The organism is Pseudomonas sp. NPDC089408, assembly GCF_044749445.1.
Classification (GTDB): Bacteria; Pseudomonadota; Gammaproteobacteria; order Pseudomonadales; family Pseudomonadaceae; genus Aquipseudomonas.
This window is the reverse complement of sequence record NZ_JBIVHY010000001.1, coordinates 437,104-460,100: the sequence shown is the minus strand read 5'-3', so window position 1 is coordinate 460,100 and position 22,997 is coordinate 437,104. Positions and strand designations below refer to the sequence as shown.

Sequence of the window (22,997 nt, the reverse complement as noted above, 5' to 3'; positions counted from 1 at the left end):
CCGCTTTGCGGCCCATCCGACCGGTCCGGCGCCCCGGCAAGGCCGCTCCTACAGGGGATCGCGTACCCCTGTAGGAGCGGCCTTGTGTCGCGAAAGGGGTGCAAAGCACCCCCGGCAATTCAGGATCCCTCCGCCAATACCTGCTCCAACCCCTCATTCAGCGCCTGCTCCAGCAACCGCTTGTAGCTCAGGTAAACCTGCGTTGCCCCCAGCCGGTCATCCAGCAATTCGGACAAGTCCAGGTCGGTGATGTAGCACCGGTAATGCCCGGCCCCACGGCGCTGCGCGATAATCTGCCGGGCCACCACCGCATACAGCTGCGCCCCATGCTCCAGCTCGGAAAACTCCTGCTGGTCGCAGTACAGCGTCACATGCGCGGCACCGGCCACACCGGCCTGGATAATGGCCTGCACTTCATAGTAAGGCTGGTCACTGCCCTCCAGCGGCGCCAGGCGCGGCTCGATACTGCGCGCTTTGCCCGGGCCGCTAGGCAGTAGCTGTGCGTACTGGATATCCAGAAACGCCTGCCCAAGGTTCTCCAGCGGCAGGCGGGCATCGCGGCGCATCACCACCGAGCGTAAAAAGCGCTGCAGCGGCAGCAGCAGGTGCGCTTCGTCATGCAGCGGCAGGCGTTGCTGCCACAAGGCGTTGTGTTCATCCAGCACGTACAGCTCGGCCCAGCCGCCCTGCAAACGGTAGAACACCTGGATGCAGGCCGGCCTGCCTTGCTCCAGCACCAGGCGCAGGTCATGGTCGTGCAGGGCGTGGGTATCCAGATACAACGGGCTGTAGGCGCTGCGTTCCTCACCCAGGTAGCTCAACAGTGCCCCATGTTCGGCCAGGGTGGTCAGGCTGACGTGCTCGGGCAACAGTTCCAGCACATGGGTGTGCTCGGCCACCTGTAGCAGGTAGCGGTGGTGCAGGCCTTGGTCCAGCAGCAGCTGCACGGTGTCGAAGATCTCTTCCACGCGTTGGCCGATGGCCTGGGCGCGGCTCTGGCAGAAGCAGCGTACCCGCACCCGCGGCCGGTGGCCATGCAACACCGGGCTGTTGAGGAAGTCGCGCAGGCAGCGCACCAGCGCGTGTTCGCCGTCATAGCGCTGGACCAGCACCTCGTTCCAGCTGTTGAGGGTCACTTGGTCCAGGGTCAGCACCAGGTTCTCGCGCACGCCGGCGTAACTCAGCGAGTCGGTGCGCTCGGTCGTCATCAGGATGTTCAGGCCGCGATGGTGGCGCAGCGGGTCGATGGCGACGTTGACCAGCAGCAGTACCTCATCGGCAACGCTGGGCTGCAGCAGGCGTACTTCGCTGACCGTCGGCAAGGGCAGGGGGATGCATTGCTGCAGGCAGCCCAGCAGGTTGAACAGCTCGAACTCGCCAAGGTCACTGACACCCGGGTGCAGCGCCAGGCGCGTGCTGCTGTCGATCACCCCGTTGCGGTGGGCCCAGGCCAGCAGCTCGAGCAGCTCGCGGCAGCGTTTTATCGGGCCGAAGTGCTCGACCTCGTGCGTACTCAGGTTGCCGCTGTACAGCTCCCAGTGGTGGCTGCCCGGCTCCTTACGGTTGGGGACCTGGGCCAGGGTCAGGGTGCCCTCGGCGAGGTCCGGGGCGATGCCAGGGTTGATCACTTCGACCTTGCCGGCGCGGCGCTCGAAGGCCGCATACAGGCGCCGGCCCAGCACATTGAGGTCGCGTTGGTCGGCGCGGCTGCTGGCGTTCTGGGTGCGGGCGAACTGGCTGAGAAAGCGATAGCTGTGGTTCAGTTCGGCCACCAGCTCGCGGCGTTCGACGGCAACTTGCTGCACTTTCCATTGGCTGCGGCTGTCCAGCACGGCCAGCTGGCGTTCGTCCCAGCCCCATTCGTCTGCCAGGCGCTGCAGTAGCCGGCGTTGCCAGCCATTGCTGCGGCCTTGGTCGCTGAGCTTCTTGTTCACCTTCAAGTACAGGCTGCGCCGTACCCGCTCCAGGCGCACGGTCTCGCCACGTTGCAACAGGTAATGCTCGATGCGCCGGTAGACCATCACATACGGGTCCAGCTCGTCGAGGTCGAGCTGGTTGGCAAACACCGCCTTCTTGTAGTCCAGGCTCAGGCAGCGTACCGCGGGGTGTTCGCTGGCGTAAGTCTCGGTCAGTAGCAGTTTGAGCAGTGACTTATAGGGTGAGTCGATGCCTTTGAACAGTTGCCACAGGCCTGCGCCGACGAACTCGCCGGGCGGAATATGCGCCAGGTTGCCGAGGTCGAGTGCGTCCTGGCTACGGATAAAACGCTTGGCCAGCAGGGTTTGGGTATAGGTGTGGTAATTGTGTTCTTCGTAGACCGGCACCAGCCACCATAGCGGCGTGCGACCGGCCAGCCACAGGGTGGTGCGGTAGAACTCGTCGAGCAGCAGGTAATGCTGGGTGGTGCCGCAATCGTCGGAGCCCAGCTGGCCGTCGCGCTGGCCTTGGGCAAAGCCTTGCGTGTCGATGAGAAAGAAGTGCGCCTCGGCGCCCAGGCTGGCTGCCCAGGCTTCTAGCAGCTGGCACTTGCGGCGCAGTTCATCCAGCTGCGGCTCGGGCAAGCCTGGCGCATGGCATACCCATACGTCCATGTCGCTGTGCTCGGCTTGGGCCAGCGAACCCAGGCTGCCCATCAGGAACAAGCCGTGGATCGGGCGAGGCGGGTTGCCACGCTGGGCCTTGTAAGTGAACGAACGGGCCAGGCGTTGGGCCTCTGCCACCCGTTCGGCATCTGGCTCGTAGCCCGATACACCTGCGGGCGTGCTGCCGGAAACATAACCCGGTAACAGCGGGTGGTTCACATGGAACAGCAGCGGCAGCAGCGTCAGTACCTGTTGCTGGCGTGTCGACAGGCCTTCCATCGCCCGTTGCAGCCGGCCCTGGTTCAGATGCAGGAAGCGCGCACGCAATGTCGCCAGGACTTTGCGGTCGATACCTTCGTCCAGGTCTGGGCGGATTTCGTGGGGGTGGTTCATTGCGCACTCGGGCAGGCCAGCGGAGCTGTGGCGAGTTTAGCCTGAGTGACGGGGGCGGATAAGCGCCAATTGAAATATTGGCGCCATTTTCCCAGCGTCAGCGCGCCTGCTCCAGCTTTTGCTGCACTTGAGGCATGATGGGCGCATTGAGTTCATGTAGAGATTTCCCGATGCGTGTATGGATCGATGCCGACGCCTGCCCCAAGGCGGCCAAGGATCTGATCGTCAAGTTCGCCCTCAAGCGCAAGTTCGAGGTGGTGATGGTGGCAGGGCAGGCCGTGGCCAAGCCGGCGTTCGCCATCGTGCGGCTGATCGTGGTGCCCAGCGGCATGGATGCGGCCGACGATTACCTGGTCGAGCATGCCGTGCCGGGCGAGCTGGTGATCTGCAGTGACGTGCCACTGGCTGACCGCCTGGTGAAGAAGGGCGTGGCGGCGTTGGACCCGCGCGGGCGCGAGTTCGACGAGCGCAACATGGGCGACAGGCTGGCGGCGCGCAACCTGTTCACCGAACTGCGCGAGCAGGGCCAGGTGGGGGGCGGGCAGGCGTCTTATGGGGAGCGCGACAAGCAGGCATTTGCCAATGCGCTGGACCGGATAGTAAGCCGGCTGATGAAAGCCTAGCCCTCAGATACCCGGCGAGGTGTGGCAAGGCACCTGTAATTTCTGCCAGTGGTGTCATCATGCGGTGACGCGCAGTATCGATTGCATACCTTGCTGAGGATGGGCTTATGGCGACGACTGGCGACAATGCACTCAGGCACTTTTATCAAATAGACCACCTGACGACCTTGCTGGGAGGGCAGGCATTGTCTTTGCTGGGTGGCGACCAGCACTTGCTTGCACAGTTGCGCTGCACAGCAGATGTGACGAAATCTGTCTTGTTGGCATGCGAAGAGGGGCGGAGCGTGCTCGGTGTCTCGTTGACCGATCGGCGCGCAGAGTTTGCCTACTTGCCATACGGCTTCCACAACCAGCAACCTGACCTGCCAGACTTGCCGGCATACCGAGGAGCACTCCCAGATAGGCTACTGCCCGGTTACAGCTTGGGTGCTGGCTACCGTACGTTCAATACACGCTTGATGCGGTTTCAGAGTGCTGACAGCATGAGTCCATTCGGTGCTGGGGGTATTAATGCCTACGTTTATACACTCGGCGACCCAGTGAATTTATTCGACCCGTCGGCACATATGCCCCAAAAGGTGAGGTACCCGCGGACGAAAAATAAACCTGAAGCAAAAAAGCCTGCCAAAGCCCCCCAAAACAAGGGTAACACCAGTAAAAATCAGCTGGCTCAACCTGAGGCGGGCTCCAGGCCTGCAGGTGCCGTAAAGCAACAGTGGACGTTGTCTGAAGAAAGCGCGGATATCAACGACCGCATTACCAGTTCTGCAAAAGCCAGATATGAAAGCTTCGCAACATTGATAAGGGACGAGGGCATGCACCCTAAAGCTGCGGCTGAGCAGGTTGGAGGCATGGCGTACAGTATTTACAAAAACCATAGCCCGCATCGACATGTACTGAGGCTCAGCAATACCGAGCGCGCCATTTTCACTCTGGAAGAAACCGTAGTGAAAATGCGCAGCGTAGGGGGGCATGCCTTGCGAGGGGCTTGATCCGGCGTGAAGCCTGGGGCCTTGAACCTTGCACTGTACCGGTGGGGGCGGGCAGGCGTCTTATGGGGAGCGCGACAAGCAGGCATTTGCCAATGCGCTGGACCGGATCATTTCGCGACTCTCGAAGCCTTGAGGGATCCTGTAGGAGCGGCCTTGTGTCGCGATCGGGCCGCAGCGCGGCCCCAGGATTTCAGCTTCGCCGCATAAATTGCCGGGGCCGCTTCGCGGCCCGATCGCGACACAAGGCCGCTCCTACACAGGGCGCGCTTGCAGGGCTTACTCGTGAGTCAGCTCCAGCACCCGGTCCACCAGCTTGTAGATACCGCCTGCCGCCTCGCTGATCGACTTGGCCTCCATGTACGCCGGGGTGGTCACCAGCTTGCGCTGGGTATCTTCGACAATGTCGTGCACGTCGCATTCTTCATGGGTGCCGCCCATTTTTACCACCGCCGCCGCAGTGTCCGCGTCGCTACCAATAGTGCAGACCACCCCCGGCCCGTAGATCTTCGCTGCCAGTGCCGGCGAAATGCAGATCAGGCCAACCGGCTTGCAGGCATCGGCAAAGGCTTCGGCCAGGGCCAGCACGTCTGGGTTGACGCTGCAGTTGGCGCCTTCCACGGCAAAGTTGGACAGGTTCTTCGCCGCCCCGAAGCCACCCGGCACGATCAGCGCATCGAAGTCTTCGGCCTTGGCCTCGCTAATGTCCTTGACCTCGCCGCGGGCAATGCGCGCCGACTCCACCAGCACATTGCGCGATTCTGGCATTTCGTCGCCAGTCAGGTGGTTGATCACATGCATCTGCGCAATGTCTGGCGCGAAGCACTGCACCTGCGCACCGCGCTGGTCGAGGCGCAGCAGGGTGATCACGCTTTCGTGGATTTCGGCGCCGTCATACACGCCACAGCCGGAAAGAATCACCGCTACTTTTTTTGTCATGCTCGTTACTCCCGTGTAGAGGCGCTAAATGTTCTTTAGTTTGGCAGATGTCGACGATAGGGGTTCCCGCAGTTATGCCCTGATGGTGTGCCCCTCGGTATCGAATGGAACAAACAAGACGGACAGCGCCGGGCTTACAGAAGTGACTGGCCCGAAACAGATGTGGGAGCGGCCTTGCGCCGCGAAGCGCCGCGCGGGCGGCGCTCGATCTAAGCACCACCTCAACCCCAAGCCGGGCACACAGGGCCTAGCGGTGGTCCCGCCGCTGGGGTGGTTCCTGCTTGTGGCTTACAGCCCGCTCGGCCTCATCGGCCTGGGCCTGGTTTGCCGCCTTGCGCTCCGCACGCAGGGTGCGAAAGCGCCGGCGCAGCCACAGTAGGGCGCCCAGCGCCAACAGGCCGCCGAGCACCCAAAGCTCGTAGCGCTTCACGTTGCCCAGCAGGCCTTCGAGGATGGCGCCGAAGTGATAGGCCGCCGCACCCAGGGCAATGGCCCATATCGCTGCACCAATGCCGTTCAGCAGCAGGTAACGGCGTGGCGGGTAGCCCGACAGGCCAATCGCCACCGGCATGACCGTACGCAGGCCATAGACAAAGCGGAAACTCAGCACCCAGATGTCGGGGTGGCGGCGGATGTGGTCCAGCGCCCGGTCACCCATTGCCTGCCAGCGCGGTTTGCGCGCCAGAATCCTGCGCCCATGGCGACGGCCCATGAAGTACCACAGCTGGTCGCCGGCATAACTGCCGAAGAACGCCACCAGGCACACCAGCTTGATATCCATGTAACCGCGGAATGCAAGAAACCCCGCAAGCACCAGAATGGTCTCGCCTTCAAAGAAGGTGCCTAGAAAAAGGGCGAAGTAGCCGAAATCCTGCAGGAATTGTTGAAGCATTTTCTGAGGTGCTGGCGAAATGAACGCGCAGCCTACCCCTTCACGCGCGTTCGTGAAAGTGTCCAAATGTGTCTCGACGTGAACAATTCTGCGTCGACAATGCCAGAGCCCTCGCGCCATGGCTTGCCCTGGTGTGTAACACAGGCGTCATAATGGGCGCTTATCTTGCCGCTCAATTGATGATAGGGCGTTAACGTCCTCAGGAACGCCAGATGAATAATGAAGTGCTTAGCCCTGTCGCGATCAAGGATGCTCAGGAGCTTCCAGAAGAGATGGTGCAGACGCCGCCAGACCTGCCGCCGGCTCCCGAGCCAGAAGCGGAGCAGGTGGCCGAGCCTGCGGTCCCGGCGCCAGCAGCGGCACCGGCCCCGGCAATAGCCGTCCCTGGCCTGGACGACAGCAGCCTGTACATTCATCGCGAACTTTCGCAGTTGCAGTTCAACATCCGTGTGCTGGAACAGGCACTGGACGAGAGCTACCCCTTGCTGGAACGCCTCAAGTTCCTGCTGATCTTCTCCAGCAACCTCGACGAGTTCTTTGAAATCCGTGTCGCGGGCCTGAAGAAGCAGATCAATTTTGCACGCGAACAGGCCGGTGCCGATGGCCTGCAGCCGCACCAGGCGCTGGCGCGCATCAGCGAGCTGGTGCACTTCGAGGTAGAGCGCCAGTACGCGATCCTCAACGACGTCTTGCTGCCAGAACTGGAAAAGCACCAGATCCGCTTTATTCGCCGCCGTTACTGGACGCCCAAGCTCAAAACCTGGGTACGCCGTTACTTCCGCGACGAAATCGCCCCGATTATCACCCCGATCGGCCTCGACCCGACTCACCCGTTCCCGTTGCTGGTGAACAAGAGCCTGAACTTCATCGTCGAGCTTGAAGGTGTCGACGCCTTCGGGCGTGATTCGGGCCTGGCGATCATCCCGGCCCCGCGCCTGCTGCCGCGGGTGATCCGCGTGCCGGAAGAGGTGGGTGGCCCGGGCGCCAATTACGTGTTCCTGTCGTCGATGATCCACGCGCACGCCGACGACCTGTTCCAGGGCATGAAGGTCAAGGGCTGCTACCAGTTCCGGCTGACCCGTAACGCCGACCTGGCGCTGGACTCCGAAGAGGTCGACGACCTTGCCCGCGCCCTGCGTGGCGAGCTGTTCTCGCGCCGCTACGGCGATGCCGTGCGCCTGGAAGTCGCCGACACCTGCCCCAAACACCTGTCGGACTACCTGCTCAAGCAGTTCAGCCTCAGCGAAAGCGAGCTTTACCAGGTCAATGGCCCGGTCAACCTCACCCGTCTGTTCAGCATCACCAGCCTGGACAGCCACCCCGAGCTGCAGTACACGCCGTTCACCCCGGCCATCCCCAAGCTTTTGGTAAACGCCGACAACATCTTCAGCGTGATCAGCAAGCAGGACATCCTGCTGATGCACCCGTTCGAGTCCTTCACCCCGGTTGTAGACTTGCTACGCCAGGCCGCCAAGGACCCGCATGTGCTCGCCGTGCGCCAGACCCTGTACCGTTCCGGGGCCAACTCGGAAATCGTCGACGCCCTGGTGGACGCGGCGCGTAACGGCAAGGAGGTCACCGCGGTGATCGAGCTGCGAGCGCGCTTCGACGAAGAATCCAACCTGCAGATGGCCAGCCGCCTGCAAGCGGCCGGTGCGGTGGTGATCTACGGCGTGGTCGGTTTCAAGACCCACGCCAAGATGATGCTGATCCTGCGCCGCGAGCAGGGCGAAATCGTGCGTTATGCGCACTTGGGTACCGGCAACTACCACGCCGGCAACGCCCGCCTCTACACCGACTACAGCCTGCTGACCTCTGACGATGCCCTCACCGAGGACGTCGGCAAGCTGTTCAGCCAGCTGATCGGCATGGGCAAGACCCTGCGCATGAAGAAGCTGCTGCACGCGCCGTTTACCCTGAAGAAGGGCATGCTCGACATGATCGCGCGGGAAACCCAGTTTGCCCTTGAAGGCAAGCCAGCGCACATCATTGCCAAGTTCAACTCACTGACCGATGCCAAGGTTATCAAGGCGTTGTACAAGGCCAGCCAGTCGGGCGTGAAGATCGACCTGGTGGTGCGCGGCATGTGCTGCCTGCGCCCAGGCATTCCGGGGGTTTCGCACAACATCCAGGTGCGCTCGATCATCGGCCGCTTCCTTGAGCACACGCGGGTGTTCTACTTCCTCAATGGCGGCGAAGAGCAGATCTACCTGTCCAGTGCCGACTGGATGGAGCGCAACCTCGACAAGCGTGTCGAGACCTGCTTCCCGGTGGAAGGCAAAAAGCTGTTGCTGCGGGTGAAGAAGGAGCTGGAAGGCTACCTGACCGACAACACCCACGCCTGGACCTTGCAGCCAGACGGGCGCTACGTGCGCAGCACCCCAACCGGCAACCAGAACCCGCGCAGTGCCCAGGCGACCCTGCTGGAGCGCCTGAGCAACCCGGTCCTCAACGTACGCTGAGGACGAAGCCGACCCGGGCCAGCCACTCTGCCTCGTTGGCGAAGTCGGCCTGGGTCAGCTGGTTCTGCTCCAGCCAACCTTCAGGGAAGGCTACATCAAGGCTGTCATCGGCGGCCTTGAGCGCCACCTTCGGCATCTGCTGATTGCCACGGATGTGGTGGAACAGGATGGCGAAGCGCAGCAGTACGCACAGGCGCAGCAGCTTCACGCCTTCTTCACCCAGTTCTGCGAACTTGTCCTTGGGGATGTTGCGACGGTGGCCGCGTACCAGCAGGGCCATCATCTGCTGGTCCTCGCGAGAGAAGCCCGACAGGTCGGAGTGCTCGATCAGGTAGGCACCGTGCTTGTGGTAGTGGTAATGGGCGATATCCAGGCCGATTTCGTGCACTTTCGCCGCCCAGCCCAGCAGATCGCGCCAGTTCCCGCTATTGAGCTGCCAGGCGTCGGCGACTTGGTCGAAGGCATGCAGGGCCTTGCGCTCGACACGCGCTGCCTGGCCATGGTCGACGTGGTAGCGCTCCATCAGCGAGTTCAGGGTGCGTTCGCGCACGTCTTCGTGGTGATGGCGGCCGAGCAGGTCGAACAGCACGCCTTCTCGCAGGGCGCCGTCGCAGTGGTCCATGCGCTGCAGTTCCAGGGCATCGAAGATGGCTTCGAGAATCGCCATGCCGGCCGGGAAGATGGTGCGGCGGTCTGGCTTGACCCCGTCGAAGTCGATCTTGTCGACCTCGCCCAGCTTGAACATCTTGCGTTTGACCCAGGCCAGGCCTTCGGCGTTGACCTCGCCATTGCCCAGGCCGCCTGCCTTGATCGCAGCGCCGATGGCGCGAATGGTGCCGGACGAGCCAATGGCCTCGTCCCAGGTCAGGCGGTGCAGGGCATTCTCGATGCTCATCAATTCCAGGCGCGCGGCGGTGTAGGCCTGGGCATAGCGTGCCGGGGTGATCTTGCCGTCGCGGAAATAGCGCTGGGTGAAGCTGACGCAGCCCATTTGCAGGCTCTCACGCAGCAGCGGCTCGAAGCGCTGGCCAATTATGAATTCGGTACTGCCCCCGCCGATGTCGGCGACCAGGCGTTTGCCAGGGGTGTCGGCCAGGGTGTGGGATACGCCCAGGTAGATCAGGCGCGCCTCTTCACGGCCGGAGATGACCTCCACCGGGTGGCCGAGAATGGCCTCGGCGCGCTGGATGAATGCGTTGCGGTTGCGCGCTTCGCGCAGGGCGTTGGTACCGACGATACGCACGGCGCCTGATGGCATGCCGTTGATCAGTTGGGAAAAGCGCTTGAGGCAATCCAGGCCCCGTTCCATCGCCTCTTCACTGAGTTTGCGGTCTTCGTCGATGCCGGCGGCTAGCTGAACCTTCTCGCCGAGCCGCTCGAGGATGCGGATTTCGGTATGGTGGGCCTTGGCCACGACCATGTGAAAACTGTTGGAGCCAAGGTCGATGGCTGCGATCAGGGACAGGTTCTTCGCGATGGTATGCGGCATGATCTGGTTGTTCTCGGTCGTTAACCCGGCAATCGTGCCACGATAGCAGGCTGTCGCCAACGCGTGACACACCAGGCGTTGATGCAAGGCAATGTGCCATTCGATGCTATGACACTTGTGTGACAGTTTCGATTCGCGGCGTCTTGCACAACTATAGTTACACTCAATCGTCCGCGGCTTCCTGTCGGGCGTGGGTGCGGCTATCATGGGCCACGTTTTTTTGCTTACGACCCTGGAGATTTCCATGAGCAGCGATCTGATCAAACACGTCACCGACGCTACCTTCGAAGCCGAAGTCCTGAAGGCCGAAGGCGCGGTACTGGTCGACTACTGGGCTGAATGGTGCGGTCCATGCAAGATGATCGCGCCAGTTCTGGACGACATCGCTTCTACCTACGAGGGCAAACTGACCGTCGCCAAGCTGAACATCGACGAAAACCAGGAAACCCCGGCCAAGCACGGCGTGCGTGGCATCCCGACCCTGATGCTGTTCAAGAACGGCAACGTCGAAGCCACCAAGGTTGGCGCACTGTCGAAATCGCAGCTGGCCGCGTTCCTCGACGCCCACCTGTAATGCGAAAGCCCCGCAAATGCGGGGCTTTTTTTTGCCCGAAGGGCCTGTGGGAGCGGGTTTACCCGCGAATTCGATGCCGAACCTGCTGCCGCCTACGCGGGTAAACCCGCTCCCACATGGCACAATTTACCCGGTCAAAACCACTAGACGTCGAAAAAAGCAAGTGTTACATTCGGCCTCGCACTGCTTTTCCAGTGCCCTCTACATGCCGTCGCCGAAGCATCCCTAATTCGAATCAGTACGCGATCCTGTCGCCATCTAGCGGCGCGGCTTCATTAAGCCAAAGCTTAATTCTCCCTTCTTACATGATTACGTCACTCCCCTTATGAACCTGACTGAACTCAAGCAAAAGCCGATTACCGATCTTTTGGAAATGGCCGAACAGATGGGCATCGAAAACATGGCCCGTTCGCGCAAACAGGACGTCATTTTCGCCCTGCTGAAAAAGCACGCGAAAAGCGGCGAAGAGATCTCCGGTGACGGCGTGCTGGAGATTCTCCAGGATGGTTTCGGTTTCCTGCGTTCCGCTGATGCGTCCTACCTGGCCGGCCCTGACGATATCTACGTCTCGCCCAGCCAGATCCGCCGTTTCAACCTGCGCACCGGCGACACCATCGTCGGCAAGATCCGCCCACCGAAGGAAGGGGAGCGTTACTTCGCGCTGCTGAAGGTCGACACCATCAACTTCGACCGCCCGGAAAACGCGAAGAACAAGATCCTGTTCGAAAACCTGACGCCGCTGTTCCCGAACAAGCGCCTGAAGATGGAAGCCGGTAACGGCTCCACCGAGGACTTGACCGGTCGCGTCATCGACCTGTGCGCCCCGATCGGCAAAGGCCAGCGTGGCCTGATCGTTGCCCCGCCGAAAGCCGGTAAGACGATCATGCTGCAGAACATCGCGGCGAACATCACCCGTAACAACCCCGAGTGCCACCTGATCGTCCTGCTGATCGACGAGCGCCCGGAAGAAGTAACCGAAATGCAGCGCACCGTGCGCGGCGAAGTGGTTGCCTCGACCTTCGACGAGCCGCCAACCCGCCACGTGCAGGTTGCTGAAATGGTGATCGAGAAGGCCAAGCGCCTGGTCGAGCACAAGAAGGACGTGGTTATCCTGCTGGACTCCATCACCCGTCTGGCGCGTGCCTACAACACCGTGATCCCGAGCTCCGGCAAGGTGCTGACCGGTGGTGTCGACGCCCACGCCCTGGAGAAGCCGAAGCGCTTCTTCGGTGCTGCGCGTAACATCGAGGAAGGCGGTTCGCTGACCATCATCGCCACCGCGCTGGTCGAAACCGGCTCGAAGATGGACGAGGTGATCTACGAAGAGTTCAAGGGTACCGGCAACATGGAGCTGCCGCTGGACCGCCGCATCGCTGAAAAGCGCGTGTTCCCGGCCATCAACATCAACCGCTCCGGCACCCGCCGCGAAGAACTGCTGACCGCCGACGACGAACTGCAGCGCATGTGGATCCTGCGCAAGCTGCTGCACCCGATGGACGAAATCGCCGCCATCGAGTTCCTGGTCGACAAGCTCAAGCAGACCAAGACCAACGACGAGTTCTTCCTGTCGATGAAGCGCAAGTAAGCGTTTCAAGCCGGAATCGATTGGGGCTGCTTCGCAGCCCATCGCGACGCAAGGCCGCTCCTACAGGATTACGCATTCCCTGTAGGAGCGGCCTTGTGTCGCGATGGGGCGCGAAGCGGCCCCAAGTCATTTTTGGCCATTGGACACCGAACGGCGCTACACTCTGCACCCCCGACCGATACGGCCAACACGAGGCTCCTGCATGCAGTATCGCGACTTGCGCGACTTCATCCGTGGCCTGGAACAGCGCGGCGAGCTCAAGCGCATCCAGGTTCCGATTTCCCCCGTCCTGGAAATGACCGAGGTGTGCGACCGCACCCTGCGTGCCAAGGGCCCGGCGTTGCTGTTCGAAAAGCCCACCGGCTTCGACATCCCGGTGCTAGGCAACCTGTTCGGCACCCCGGAGCGCGTGGCCATGGGCATGGGCGCCGAGTCGGTCGATGAATTGCGCGAAATCGGCAAGCTGCTGGCGTTTCTCAAGGAGCCCGAGCCGCCGAAGGGCCTGAAGGATGCCTGGTCAAAGCTGCCGATCTTCAAGAAGGTCGTGTCGATGGCGCCTAAGGTGGTCAAGGATGCGGTGTGCCAGGAAGTGGTAGTGGAGGGTGACGATGTCGACCTCGGCGCGCTGCCGATCCAGCATTGCTGGCCCGGCGACGTGGCACCACTGATCACCTGGGGACTGACCGTGACCCGCGGCCCGAACAAGGACCGCCAGAACCTGGGCATCTACCGACAGCAGGTGATCGGCCGCAACAAGGTCATCATGCGCTGGCTCAGCCACCGTGGCGGCGCCCTCGACTATCGCGAGTGGTGCGAAAAGAACCCCGGCCAGCCGTTCCCGGTCGCCGTGGCCCTGGGCGCCGACCCGGCGACCATCCTCGGTGCGGTGACCCCGGTACCGGACACCCTCTCCGAATACGCCTTTGCCGGCTTGCTGCGTGGCAACCGCACCGAGCTGGTCAAGTGCCGTGGCAGCAACCTGCAGGTGCCGGCCACGGCCGAAATCATTCTGGAAGGTGTGATCCACCCGGGCGAAATGGCCCCGGAAGGCCCGTATGGCGACCACACCGGCTATTACAACGAGGTGGACAGCTTCCCGGTGTTCACCGTCGAGCGCATCACCCACCGGCAAAAACCGATCTACCACAGCACCTACACCGGCCGCCCGCCAGATGAGCCGGCTATTCTCGGGGTGGCGCTGAACGAAGTGTTCGTGCCGATCCTGCAGAAGCAGTTCCCGGAAATCACCGATTTCTACCTGCCGCCGGAAGGCTGTTCGTACCGCATGGCGGTGGTGACCATGAAGAAGCAGTACCCGGGCCATGCCAAGCGCGTGATGCTGGGTGTGTGGTCGTTCCTGCGACAATTCATGTACACCAAATTCGTTATTGTCACCGATGACGATATCAACGCCCGTGACTGGAACGATGTGATCTGGGCCATTACCACGCGCATGGACCCCAAGCGTGATACGGTGATGATCGACAACACCCCGATCGACTACCTCGACTTCGCGTCGCCGGTATCGGGGCTGGGGTCGAAGATGGGCCTGGATGCCACGCACAAGTGGCCGGGCGAGACAACACGCGAATGGGGGCGGGTCATCGTCAAGGACGAGGCCGTCACCCGCCGTATCGATGAGCTGTGGGATCAGTTGGGAATAGATTGATGCAGGTAACGTTGCAGCCGTCCGGGGCGGTGCTGGCGCTCGAACCCGGGGAACGGATCCTGGATGGAGCGCGGCGGCTGGGCTATGACTGCCCGAACAGCTGCCGCAATGGCAATTGCCATGTCTGCGCCGCGTTGTTGGTCGAAGGCCGGGTACGCCAGGACGGCGAAGTCCGCGACCATGGCGAGTTGTTTACCTGCATTGCCGAACCGCTGGAGGACTGCGTGTTGCTCTGGGACGGTGTGCTCGCCCTGGGCGAGCTGCCAGTGCGCAAGCTGGCGTGCAGTGTCAGTGAGTGCGTCGACGTCGGTGGCGACGTGTGGCGGGTACGTTTGCGCGCGCCAGCCGGCAAGCCGCTGCGTTACCACGCCGGGCAATACCTGATGATCGAGCGTGAAGGCGGCAAGCAGGCGGCCTTTTCGCTGGCCTCCGCGCCGCATGCCGGGCGCGAGCTGGAGTTGCATGTACTGGCGCGTGAGCCCAGTGCTGCGCAGCTGATAGACCAGCTCAAGCGCGACGGCCTGGCGCGCATCGAAATGCCGTTTGGCGACACTCACCTGGCCGAGCTGCCCGATGGGCCGCTGGTATTGATTGCCGCCGGCACCGGCATGGGCCAGATGCACAGCCTGGTCGAGCATTGCCGGGCCAAGGGCTTCAAGCACCCGGTACACCTGTACTGGGGCGTGCGCCGGCCCGAGGACTTCTACCAGATCGAGCACTGGGACGAATGGCAGCGCCTGCCCAACCTGTTCCTGCACCAGGTGGTCAGTGACCTGTGTGGTTGGGAAGGCCGCTGCGGCATGCTGCATGAAGCCGTTTGCGAAGATATTGCCGACCTCAACACCGTGCATGTGTATGCCAGTGGCTCGCCAAACATGGTCTACGCCACCCTCGACGCCCTGGTCGAAGCCGGCATGGATGCGCACCGCATGCGTGCCGATGTGTTTGCCTACGCACCACGCGGCTAATAACCGAAGTTTGCAAGTGTGGGTATAAGGCGGTAATGGTTACCGCCTTGGCCAATAACTTTCATGCGCTGCGAAATAATAATTCCCAATCGTCGGAATGCCCGATGAAAATTTCGACATATACTTGAGCTAACGCACCGGTCTGCCTTAATTTACCTGTTATGCCCCCCTTTGTAGGAGCGGGCTTGCCCGCGAAAGGGCCTATACAGGCAGCCCATTGCGTCTGCCTTGAAATATTTGCGCTACGTGTGTAGTTCACAGGGAATTATGGCGGCAGCTTATGTCGACACTTGAAAGTTCGTCCTGGAAAGTTACTTATCCCCCTTCGCTCGACTTCGGTCAGCAACTGACCCGCGAGCAACTGTACAACTCCATGCAAATGACCATGTCACAGCATCAGGGTGGCCCGGTGTGGCTGTTTGCCTATGGTTCGTTGATCTGGCGCCCGGAATGTAATTCCGTAGAACGCCAGCGCGCGCGGGTACATGGTTATCACCGTGGTTTGTACTTGTGGTCGCACGAACATCGCGGCACTCCGGAAACCCCCGGCCTGGTGTTTGGCCTGGACCGCGGTGGCTCCTGCAGCGGTTTTGCCTACCGGCTGGACGAAAGCAACCTGGACGACTCGCTGATGGCCCTGTGGCAACGCGAGATGCCGTACCCGGCATACCGGCCGCACTGGCTCAATTGCCGGTTGGTCGATGGCAGCAGGGTGCAGGCCCTGGGCTTTGTGCTGGAGCGGCATTTACCGTGTTATGCCGGCAACCTGCCGGACACCTTGCTCAGCCAGATTCTGGCCAGTGCCAAAGGGCGCTATGGGAGCACGCGCGATTATGTCGAGCAGACCTTGAATGCCCTGCGTAGCCACCAAATGCCCGATCGCAACCTTGAGGCGCGGTTCAGGCGTTGCCATAACCTGCGCGAAGTCTGACCAACCTGCACCGGCCTCTTCGCGGGTGAACCCGCTCCTACACAGGTACAGCACACCCTTGTGGGCGATGCGATCCTTGTAGGAGCGGGTTTACCCGCGAAGGGGCCAGAACTGCCTATAAAGATCTGAAGCCTTACCTGGCCAGCACCACCAACTTACCCACAGCCCGCCGCTGCCCAAGCTTCTCGATGGCAGCCCCAGCCTCGCCCAGTGGATAAGTCTGCGACACCAGCGGCTTCAACTGGCCCTCGGCATGCCAGGCGAACAGCTGCCTGAAGTTGGCCGCATTGTCCTCCGGTTGACGCTGGGCAAATGCCCCCCAGAACACCCCCAGCACCGCAGCGCCCTTGAGCAACACCAGGTTGGCTGCCAGCTGTGGAATGCTGCCACTGGCAAACCCCACCACCAGCAATCGGCCGTTCCAGGCCAGCCCGCGCACAGCTTGCTCGAACAGCTCGCCACCGACCGGGTCGTAGATCACGTCCACACCCTGGCCACCGGTCAGGCGTTTGATCTCTTCGCGCAGGCTGGCCTGGCTGTAGTCGATCAGCTCATCCGCCCCAGCCGCCTTGGCCACGGCCAGTTTCTCGGCACTGCTGGCGGCGGCAATCACCCGCGCGCCCATGGCCTTGCCGATTTCCACTGCCGCCAGGCCGACCCCGCCGGACGCGCCCAATACCAGCAGCGTTTCGCCGGCTTGCAGCTGGCCACGCTGGCGTAGGGCATGCATCGAGGTGCCGTAAGTCATGCCGAACGCTGCAGCGGTGGTGAAGTCCATGCTCGCCGGAATGGGCAGCACGTTGTAGAACGGCACTGCCACCTGCTCGGCAAAGGCGCCCCAGCCGGTGAGCGCCATGACCCGGTCGCCTACCTTGAAGGCGCCGGCCTTTTCGCCCACCGCAGCCACCACGCCGGCCGCTTCGCTACCGGGAGAGAACGGCAGCGGTGGCTGGAACTGGTACTTGCCTTCAATGATCAGGGTGTCGGGGAAATTGACCCCGGCGGCCTGCACGTCCAGCAGGATCTCGTTTTTCTTCGGCACCGGGCTGGCCACGTCTTCCAGCACCAGGTTGCGCGCCGGGCCCAGGGTTTTGCACAACACAGCTTTCATCGGGGCTATTCCTTTGCGGGTAGTGGCCGATAAGTGTAGGAGGGCCGATTGGCGGGTCAACGAGCATGGCCCGCCCTGATGTGCAGGCATAAGTGGCAGCACAAGGCCGGGCTTGGGTTTGAATGGCATGCTGGGTAAGCTGGCGCCAACTGTATTGAGGAGCAAATTCGTGAAAGCGTGGATCTTGATGGTACTGGCGCTGCTGCTACCGGCTGCGGCCATGGCCGAGGAAGCCAAGGAAGGGGCGCCCAAGGTTGCCTATATCAGCCTGAGCCCGCCCTTTGTCGGCAACTACGCCCTCGACGGCGGCCCGCGGCTGCGCGTGTACAAGGCCGACGTGGCCCTGCGCGTGACCGGCGACGAAGCGGCCAAGGCGGTGCAGCACCACGAACCGCTGATCCGCAACCAGCTGGTGGCACTGTTCACCCAGCAGACGGTGGACAGCATGAGCAACGTCGAGGCCAAGGAGCATCTGCGCCAAGAGGCCCTGAAGCAGGTGCAGCAGGTGCTGGAAGCGGAAGAGGGCAAGCCGATCGTTGAAGACTTGCTGTTCAACAACCTGATCGTGCAGTGACGCGCCCCTTTATCCAATGGGCCGGTCGATACCTGTGGGAGCGCAAGCTCAGGCTTTTGTTCAGGACGCCAGGCTACGTCGAAATCGCGCCAGCGCCACAGTGAAGAACACCAGCCCGATCGCCGCCAGCGCCAGGATATCCTGCCACACCACTGTCCAACCGGCATCGCGGAACAGGATCGCTGCCCCCAGGCTGACGAAGTGCGTCGACGGTGACCCCTGCATCACCCACTGCAGCCACTGCGGCATGCTGTCCAGCGGCGTGCTGCCACCTGATAGCAACAGCATCGGGATGATCACCGGGATCGCCAGCAGGCCAAATTGTGGCGTCGAGCGTGCCAAGGTGGCGAGGAAGATGCCCAGCGCAGTACTGGCGAACAGGTACAGCGCAGTCACCGCCAGGAACAGCTCCATCGAGCCGGACAGCGGCACGCCCAGCGCGCCCTTGACCACCACCACCAGCGAAATCCAGGTACAGATCACCACCACCAGGGCGTTGCTGCCGATCTTCGCCAGCATGATTTCCAGCGCGGTCAGCGGCAGTACCAGCAGGTGGTCGAGGGTGCCGTGCTCGCGCTCGCGCAGCAGCGCGGTGCCGGTGAGGATGATCGCCAGGATGGTGATGTTGTTGACGATCTGGATCACCGCCAGGAACCAGCCACCCTCCAGGTTGGGGTTGAACAGCGCCTTGGGGTTGAGCAGCACCGGGCTTTGCGCGTCGCCGCGCTGGCTGTAGTCGAGCAGCTCGCGTTCGAAGATGCGCCCGATGTAGCCGGCGCCCATGAACGCCTGGCTCATGGCCGTGGCGTCGACATTGATCTGCAGCTCTGGCGAGCGGCCGACCAGCAGGTCGCTCTGGAAATTCACCGGTACGTTGATGACGAAGGTGTACTGGCCGCTGTCCATGGCCTGGTCCAGCTGCTCTGGCCCCAGCGGCACTGCAGGCTGGAACTCGGGTGGTTGCAGGGCTTCGCCGAGCTTGCGCGAGAGCAGGCTGTGGTCTTCGTCCACCACCGCGACGCTGGCGTTGTGCACGCCGATCACCGAGCCTGCGGCCGGCATGTAGATGGCCACGCTGAAGGCGTACAGCAAAAACAGCAGCAGCACGCTGTCATGGCGCAGGCTGGTCAGCTCTTTCAGGCCCAGGCGCAGGGTGTGGTTCAGGCGCGACATGTCAGGGCTCCTGCTTTTTCAGCATGGCCAGGCTCAGGCCGGTGAATGCAGCAAAGAAGCCCAGCAGGATCAGGCACTGCGGCCACAATTCGCGCAGTCCCAGCGCCTTGGTGAAGGTGCCGACCGCAATGTCGAGGAAGTACCCCGCCGGGAACAGCTGGCCCATCACGGCTGCTGCGCCATCGAGTGACGAGCGGGGCACGATCAGCCCGGAGAACTGGATGGTCGGCAGGCTGGTGATGATCATGGTACCCAGAATGGCCGCGATCTGGGTGCGGGTGAACGCCGAAATCAGCAGGCCCAGGCTGGTGGTCGCCAGCAGGTAGGCCACACCGCCACAGGCCAGGGCCAGCACACTGCCCTTTAGCGGCACGGCGAACAGCCAGCGGTTCATCGCCACCAGCAGCGCCAGGTTGACCAGGCTCACGGCCAGGTAGGGCATCTGCTTGCCGAGCAGGAATTCCAGGCGGGTGAGGGGGGTGGCGTAGAAGTTGGTAATGGAGCCGAGCTCTTTCTCGCGAACGATGCCCAGCGCCGTGAGCATGGCCGGGATGAAGGCCAGGATCAGCGCCATTACCCCCGGGCCGATGGCGTTCACGCTGACCACGTCCTGGTTGTAGCGAAAGCGTGTTTCCAGGCGCACCAGCGCCTGGCGCGCCTGTGGTTGCGGGCTGGCCTTGGCCAGTTGCTCAAGGTTGGCCTTGTGCACGGCCTCCACATAGTTACGGCTGGTTTCGGCGCGGAACGGCATGCCGCCGTCAAGCCAGGCAGCCACCACGGGTTGGCGCCCGGCGTACAGGTCGCGGCCAAACCCGGGTGGAATCTCCAGCGCCAGTTTGATTTCCGAGCGTTGCAGGCGCTGGTGCAGCTCGCGGCTGTCGCGGATTGGCGCCTGTTCGGCGAAATAGCGGGAGCCGCGGAACGCTTCGAGGTAGGTGCGGCTTTGCGGGCTCTGGTCCTGGTCGTACACGGCGAAGGCGAGGTTTTCTACATCCAGCGAAATGCCGTAGCCGAAAATTACCATCATGAACAGCGCCCCCAGCAGGGCGAAGGCCAGGCGCACCTTGTCACGCAGCAGTTCCTTGCCCTCGCGGCTAGCCACCGCCAACAGGCGGCGCAGGCTGAAGCCCTGGCGCAGCGGCGGCGTGGAGCGGGTTGTCTGTTCCAGCATGCGGGTGTCGGTGGCTTGCGGCGCCAGTTCCTGGGCTTGCTCAAGGCAGCGCACGAACGCGTCTTCGAGGGTGTTGCCCTGGTATTGGCGCTGCAGCGCATCCGGTGTATCGCAGGCCAGTACCCGCCCGGCGTGCATCAGCGAGATACGGTCGCAGCGCTGGGCTTCGTTCATGAAGTGGGTGGAAAGGAAAATGGTCACGCCTTGCTCGCGCGAAAGCTCCACCAGAAGGCGCCAAAAGTCGTCACGGGCAGCCGGGTCGACGCCCGAGGTCGGTTCGTCGAGGATCAGCACCTCCGGGCGGTGCAGTACCGCTACCGCCAGCGATAGCCGCTGCCGTAAGCCAAGGGGCAGGGCGCCGGAGGGCTGGTCGGCAATCGCGGCGAGGTCGAAGCGTTCGATCAGCTCGTCGATGCGCTGGGTGCTCTCGGCCTTGGGTAGGTCGAACAGGCGGGCGTGCAAGGCCAGGTTCTGCCGGGTACTGAGTTCGCCATACAGCGAAAAGCTCTGCGACATGAAGCCGACCCGCTTGCGCGTGGCCAGGTCGCTGGCATCCACCGGGCGCCCCAGCAGGCTGGCACTGCCCTCGCTGGCCGGCATCAGGCCGGTGAGCACCTTCATGGTGGTGGTCTTGCCGCAACCGTTGGAGCCGAGGAAACCGAAGATCTCCCCTCGGCCGATGGCGAAACTGACCTTGTTCACCGCGGTGAAGTCGCCAAAGCGCAGGGTCAGGTCGTGCGCCTCAATGGCAACCGGGCCGCCTGTGGCCGGGCGCGGCGGGATGGTCAGGGGTTGATGTTGCGCCTTGCCCGCGCCCTGGTAGTGGGTGAAGGCGTCGTCCAGCTTGCCACTGGCGGTGACGGCCGCCAGCTCATGGCTGGGGCCTGCAGCCAGCAGGCGGCCGCCATCGAGCATCAGGCAATGCTCGAACTGTTCGGCTTCTTCCATGTAGGCGGTGGCCACCAGCAGGGTCAGCTGCGGGCGCTGTGCGCGCACTTGCTCGACCAGTTCCCAGAAGCGCCGCCGCGACAGCGGGTCGACCCCCGTGGTGGGCTCATCGAGGATCAGCAAGTCGGGCTCATGGATCAGCGCGCAGCACAGGCCCAGTTTCTGCTTCATGCCGCCCGAGAGCTTGCCGGCCGGGCGCTCGGCAAAGCGCTGCAGGTCGGTGGCCTGCAGCAGGTTGGCCATGCGCTGTTCGCACTCGCGCCGGCCTAGGCCGAACAGGGTGGCGAAAAAGCGGATGTTCTCGCTGATCGACAGTTCCGGGTACAGGTTGTTGCCCAGCCCTTGCGGCATGAACGCCACTTTCGGGTACAGCGCAGCGCGATGGCGGCGCTGGCGGATTGAGCCGCCCAGTACCTGCAGTTCACCTTTTTGCAGGCGTTTTACCCCGGCAATCAGCCCCAGCAGGGTCGATTTGCCCGCACCGTCCGGGCCAATCAGTGCGCAGCGGGTGCCCGCCGGCAGGCTGAAGCCCAGCGTGTGCAGTGCTGTCAGGTCGCCATAGCGGTGGCTGATACCCTCGGCCAGCAGTGCCGAGGCGTTCATTGCAGGTTGGCCGGCCAGTCCACTTCAGCCGTGCGCACATAACCGGCACCGGGCATGCCCGGCTTGGCCTGCGGCACGGCGCCGGGGTCGCTCAGGCGCAGTTTGACCCGGAATACCAGCTTCTGTCGTTCGTCGCGGGTTTCTACCTGTTTCGGGGTGAACTGGGCCTTGGCCGCGACAAACGCCACCTTGGCCGGCAGGGCACGGTCGGGCAAGGCGTCGAGCACGATGCGCGCCTGGTCGCCCACGGTCAGCCGGCCACTGGTGGAGGCGGGCAGGTACAGGTTCATGTACTGGTCGCTGGGGTCGATCAGCATCAACACACGCCCGCCGGCACCCAGCACTTCGCCGGGCTCGGCCAGGCGCAGCTGGATGATGCCGTCGATCGGCGCTCGCAGGCTGCTGTCGTCGATTTCGCTGGTGAGCTGGGCCACCTGGGCCTCGGCAGCGCCGATGGCGGCCTTGATCGCTGCCAGTTGGGCGCGGGCGGCGACCACGGCGGCGTTGGCCGTGTCGAAGCGCGCCTGCTGTTGGTCGAGCAACTGTTGGCTGGCATATTTTCGCTGGAAGATTTCGCGTATGCGCTTGAGTTCCTGGCTGGCCAGCAGCAATTCGCTCTGGCGCAGCTGCACGCTGGCCTGGGCGGCGGCGTAGTTCTGCTGGGCGCGCAGTACTTCGGCCTCGGCCTGGCTGCGCTGGGCTTCCATGGTGCGGGTGTCGATGCGCGCCAGCAGCTGGCCGCGGATGACGTTATCGCCTTCATCGACCAGCACTTCGGCCAGGCGGCCGGGGATCTTGCTGGCAATCTGCACTTCGGTGGCTTCGAGCCGGCCGTTGCCCATGCTCAGGCCTTCGGGCAGCTGGTCGTGGAGCGACTTCCAGTACCCCAGCCCACCGGCTGCAGCCAGCAGGAGAAGCAAAGCGGTGGCGAAGACTCTGGGGGCGTATCGGTTCATCGTTTCGCATCCTTGCGGTCATGCACACTGCATCATGGCTTACGGCCATGTGCGGCGTGTTGATATCAATCAAAGGGCTGTCACGTTCCTTGTAGGAGCGGCTTTAGCCGCGAAGAATGCGACGCGGTATACGGCACCGGCGTTGCCGGTGTTCGCGGCTAAAGCCGCTCCTACAGGGGACCGCGTGAGCCCGAAGACTGTGAGGTCCTTGTAGGAGCGGGTTTACCGCGAAGCAGACGACGCGGTATACGGCACCGGCGTTGCCGGTGTTCGCGGCTAAAGCCGCTCCTACAGAGGACCGCGTGAGCCCGAAGACTGTGAGGTCCTTGTAGGAGCGGGTTTACCCGCGAAGCAGACGACGCGCT

At 62.8% G+C, this 22,997-nt stretch carries 17 protein-coding genes and 1 pseudogene; 10 read left to right on the top strand and 8 right to left on the bottom strand.

Annotated features, from left to right (window positions below):
* Positions 1-119: 119 nt before the first annotated feature.
* Positions 120-2,975, bottom strand: a complete 2,856-nt coding sequence (locus ACIP02_RS02015) for a class I adenylate cyclase (RefSeq protein WP_400612722.1) — start codon at positions 2,973-2,975, stop codon at positions 120-122.
* Between the two features lie 170 nt (positions 2,976-3,145).
* Between ACIP02_RS02015 and ACIP02_RS02010 the strand changes: the two genes are divergently transcribed.
* From ACIP02_RS02010 to ACIP02_RS02000, 3 genes and pseudogenes are all read left to right on the top strand, one after another.
* Positions 3,146-3,598: a YaiI/YqxD family protein gene (locus ACIP02_RS02010; RefSeq protein ID WP_400612720.1), complete on the top strand. Its 453-nt coding sequence runs from the start codon at positions 3,146-3,148 to the stop codon at positions 3,596-3,598.
* 107 nt (positions 3,599-3,705) lie between these two features.
* The gene (locus ACIP02_RS02005) at positions 3,706-4,590 is read left to right on the top strand and encodes an RHS repeat-associated core domain-containing protein (RefSeq protein ID WP_400612717.1); all 885 of its coding nucleotides are present in this window, start codon (positions 3,706-3,708) and stop codon (positions 4,588-4,590) included.
* Positions 4,591-4,633: 43 nt separating this feature from the next.
* Positions 4,634-4,723, top strand: a pseudogene (locus ACIP02_RS02000) (YaiI/YqxD family protein); the annotation flags it as partial.
* Positions 4,724-4,866: 143 nt separating this feature from the next.
* On the opposite strand, the gene elbB reads toward ACIP02_RS02000, so the two are convergent.
* Both elbB and ACIP02_RS01990 read right to left on the bottom strand, forming a co-directional pair.
* Entirely contained in the window at positions 4,867-5,526 is a 660-nt protein-coding gene (gene elbB / locus ACIP02_RS01995) for an isoprenoid biosynthesis glyoxalase ElbB (protein ID WP_400612715.1), read from the bottom strand.
* Between the two features lie 247 nt (positions 5,527-5,773).
* Complete coding sequence (locus ACIP02_RS01990; RefSeq protein WP_400612713.1) at positions 5,774-6,418, bottom strand: DedA family protein; 645 nt, start codon at positions 6,416-6,418, stop codon at positions 5,774-5,776.
* A gap of 212 nt (positions 6,419-6,630) precedes the next feature.
* On the opposite strand from ACIP02_RS01990, the gene ppk1 reads away from it, so the two are divergent.
* On the top strand, positions 6,631-8,880 hold the full coding sequence (gene ppk1 / locus ACIP02_RS01985; RefSeq protein WP_400612711.1) for a polyphosphate kinase 1: 2,250 nt from the start codon (positions 6,631-6,633) through the stop codon (positions 8,878-8,880).
* On the opposite strand, the gene ppx is transcribed toward ppk1, so the two are convergent.
* On the bottom strand, positions 8,867-10,369 hold the full coding sequence (ppx, locus tag ACIP02_RS01980) for an exopolyphosphatase (RefSeq protein WP_400612708.1): 1,503 nt from the start codon (positions 10,367-10,369) through the stop codon (positions 8,867-8,869). The two genes, ppk1 and ppx, sit on opposite strands and share 14 nt — an antisense overlap.
* 244 nt (positions 10,370-10,613) lie before the next feature.
* On the opposite strand from ppx, the gene trxA reads away from it, so the two are divergent.
* The 5 genes from trxA to ACIP02_RS01955 all read left to right on the top strand — a co-directional run bounded on the left by trxA (position 10,614) and on the right by ACIP02_RS01955 (position 16,096).
* Complete coding sequence (trxA, locus tag ACIP02_RS01975; protein WP_201201135.1) at positions 10,614-10,943, top strand: thioredoxin TrxA; 330 nt, start codon at positions 10,614-10,616, stop codon at positions 10,941-10,943.
* Positions 10,944-11,268: 325 nt separating this feature from the next.
* Positions 11,269-12,528, top strand: a complete 1,260-nt coding sequence (gene rho / locus ACIP02_RS01970; RefSeq protein WP_003253661.1) for a transcription termination factor Rho — start codon at positions 11,269-11,271, stop codon at positions 12,526-12,528.
* A gap of 202 nt (positions 12,529-12,730) precedes the next feature.
* Positions 12,731-14,197 (top strand): 4-hydroxy-3-polyprenylbenzoate decarboxylase, encoded by a 1,467-nt coding sequence (ubiD, locus tag ACIP02_RS01965; protein ID WP_016489755.1) that lies wholly within the window; start codon positions 12,731-12,733, stop codon positions 14,195-14,197.
* Positions 14,197-15,165, top strand: coding sequence for a CDP-6-deoxy-delta-3,4-glucoseen reductase (locus tag ACIP02_RS01960; protein ID WP_400612705.1), 969 nt, complete (start codon positions 14,197-14,199; stop codon positions 15,163-15,165). The genes ubiD and ACIP02_RS01960 overlap by 1 nt, the downstream gene beginning before the upstream one ends.
* A gap of 280 nt (positions 15,166-15,445) precedes the next feature.
* Positions 15,446-16,096 carry a gamma-glutamylcyclotransferase gene (locus ACIP02_RS01955; RefSeq protein ID WP_400612703.1) on the top strand — a complete coding sequence of 217 codons (651 nt, stop codon included), beginning with the start codon at positions 15,446-15,448 and terminating at the stop codon, positions 16,094-16,096.
* A 133-nt stretch (positions 16,097-16,229) separates the two neighbouring features.
* On the opposite strand, the gene ACIP02_RS01950 is transcribed toward ACIP02_RS01955, so the two are convergent.
* The gene (locus ACIP02_RS01950; protein ID WP_400612701.1) at positions 16,230-17,207 is read right to left on the bottom strand and encodes an NADPH:quinone oxidoreductase family protein; all 978 of its coding nucleotides are present in this window, start codon (positions 17,205-17,207) and stop codon (positions 16,230-16,232) included.
* Between the two features lie 169 nt (positions 17,208-17,376).
* On the opposite strand from ACIP02_RS01950, the gene ACIP02_RS01945 reads away from it, so the two are divergent.
* Positions 17,377-17,781, top strand: a complete 405-nt coding sequence (locus ACIP02_RS01945; RefSeq protein ID WP_016712618.1) for a flagellar basal body-associated protein FliL — start codon at positions 17,377-17,379, stop codon at positions 17,779-17,781.
* 60 nt (positions 17,782-17,841) lie between these two features.
* On the opposite strand, the gene ACIP02_RS01940 is transcribed toward ACIP02_RS01945, so the two are convergent.
* The 3 genes from ACIP02_RS01940 to ACIP02_RS01930 are packed head-to-tail and all read right to left on the bottom strand — an operon-like array spanning position 17,842 to position 22,632.
* On the bottom strand, positions 17,842-18,954 hold the full coding sequence (locus ACIP02_RS01940; RefSeq protein ID WP_400612698.1) for an ABC transporter permease: 1,113 nt from the start codon (positions 18,952-18,954) through the stop codon (positions 17,842-17,844).
* A gap of 1 nt (position 18,955) precedes the next feature.
* Positions 18,956-21,676 (bottom strand): ribosome-associated ATPase/putative transporter RbbA, encoded by a 2,721-nt coding sequence (rbbA, locus tag ACIP02_RS01935; RefSeq protein WP_400612696.1) that lies wholly within the window; start codon positions 21,674-21,676, stop codon positions 18,956-18,958.
* Positions 21,673-22,632, bottom strand: a complete 960-nt coding sequence (locus tag ACIP02_RS01930; protein ID WP_400612694.1) for an HlyD family secretion protein — start codon at positions 22,630-22,632, stop codon at positions 21,673-21,675. The genes rbbA and ACIP02_RS01930 overlap by 4 nt, the downstream gene beginning before the upstream one ends.
* Positions 22,633-22,997 lie beyond the last annotated feature (365 nt).

Coding starts and splice junctions, on each gene's coding strand:
- ACIP02_RS01930 (WP_400612694.1), bottom strand. CDS start 22,632: ATGAACCGATACGCCCCCAGAGTCTTCGCCACCGCTTTGCTTCTCCTG.
- trxA (WP_201201135.1), top strand. CDS start 10,614: ATGAGCAGCGATCTGATCAAACACGTCACCGACGCTACCTTCGAAGCC.
- elbB (WP_400612715.1), bottom strand. CDS start 5,526: ATGACAAAAAAAGTAGCGGTGATTCTTTCCGGCTGTGGCGTGTATGAC.
- ubiD (WP_016489755.1), top strand. CDS start 12,731: ATGCAGTATCGCGACTTGCGCGACTTCATCCGTGGCCTGGAACAGCGC.
- ACIP02_RS01940 (WP_400612698.1), bottom strand. CDS start 18,954: ATGTCGCGCCTGAACCACACCCTGCGCCTGGGCCTGAAAGAGCTGACC.
- rho (WP_003253661.1), top strand. CDS start 11,269: ATGAACCTGACTGAACTCAAGCAAAAGCCGATTACCGATCTTTTGGAA.
- ACIP02_RS01955 (WP_400612703.1), top strand. CDS start 15,446: ATGTCGACACTTGAAAGTTCGTCCTGGAAAGTTACTTATCCCCCTTCG.
- ppk1 (WP_400612711.1), top strand. CDS start 6,631: ATGAATAATGAAGTGCTTAGCCCTGTCGCGATCAAGGATGCTCAGGAG.
- ACIP02_RS01960 (WP_400612705.1), top strand. CDS start 14,197: ATGCAGGTAACGTTGCAGCCGTCCGGGGCGGTGCTGGCGCTCGAACCC.
- ACIP02_RS01990 (WP_400612713.1), bottom strand. CDS start 6,418: ATGCTTCAACAATTCCTGCAGGATTTCGGCTACTTCGCCCTTTTTCTA.
- ACIP02_RS02005 (WP_400612717.1), top strand. CDS start 3,706: ATGGCGACGACTGGCGACAATGCACTCAGGCACTTTTATCAAATAGAC.
- ppx (WP_400612708.1), bottom strand. CDS start 10,369: ATGCCGCATACCATCGCGAAGAACCTGTCCCTGATCGCAGCCATCGAC.
- ACIP02_RS02010 (WP_400612720.1), top strand. CDS start 3,146: ATGCGTGTATGGATCGATGCCGACGCCTGCCCCAAGGCGGCCAAGGAT.
- ACIP02_RS02015 (WP_400612722.1), bottom strand. CDS start 2,975: ATGAACCACCCCCACGAAATCCGCCCAGACCTGGACGAAGGTATCGAC.
- rbbA (WP_400612696.1), bottom strand. CDS start 21,676: ATGAACGCCTCGGCACTGCTGGCCGAGGGTATCAGCCACCGCTATGGC.
- ACIP02_RS01950 (WP_400612701.1), bottom strand. CDS start 17,207: ATGAAAGCTGTGTTGTGCAAAACCCTGGGCCCGGCGCGCAACCTGGTG.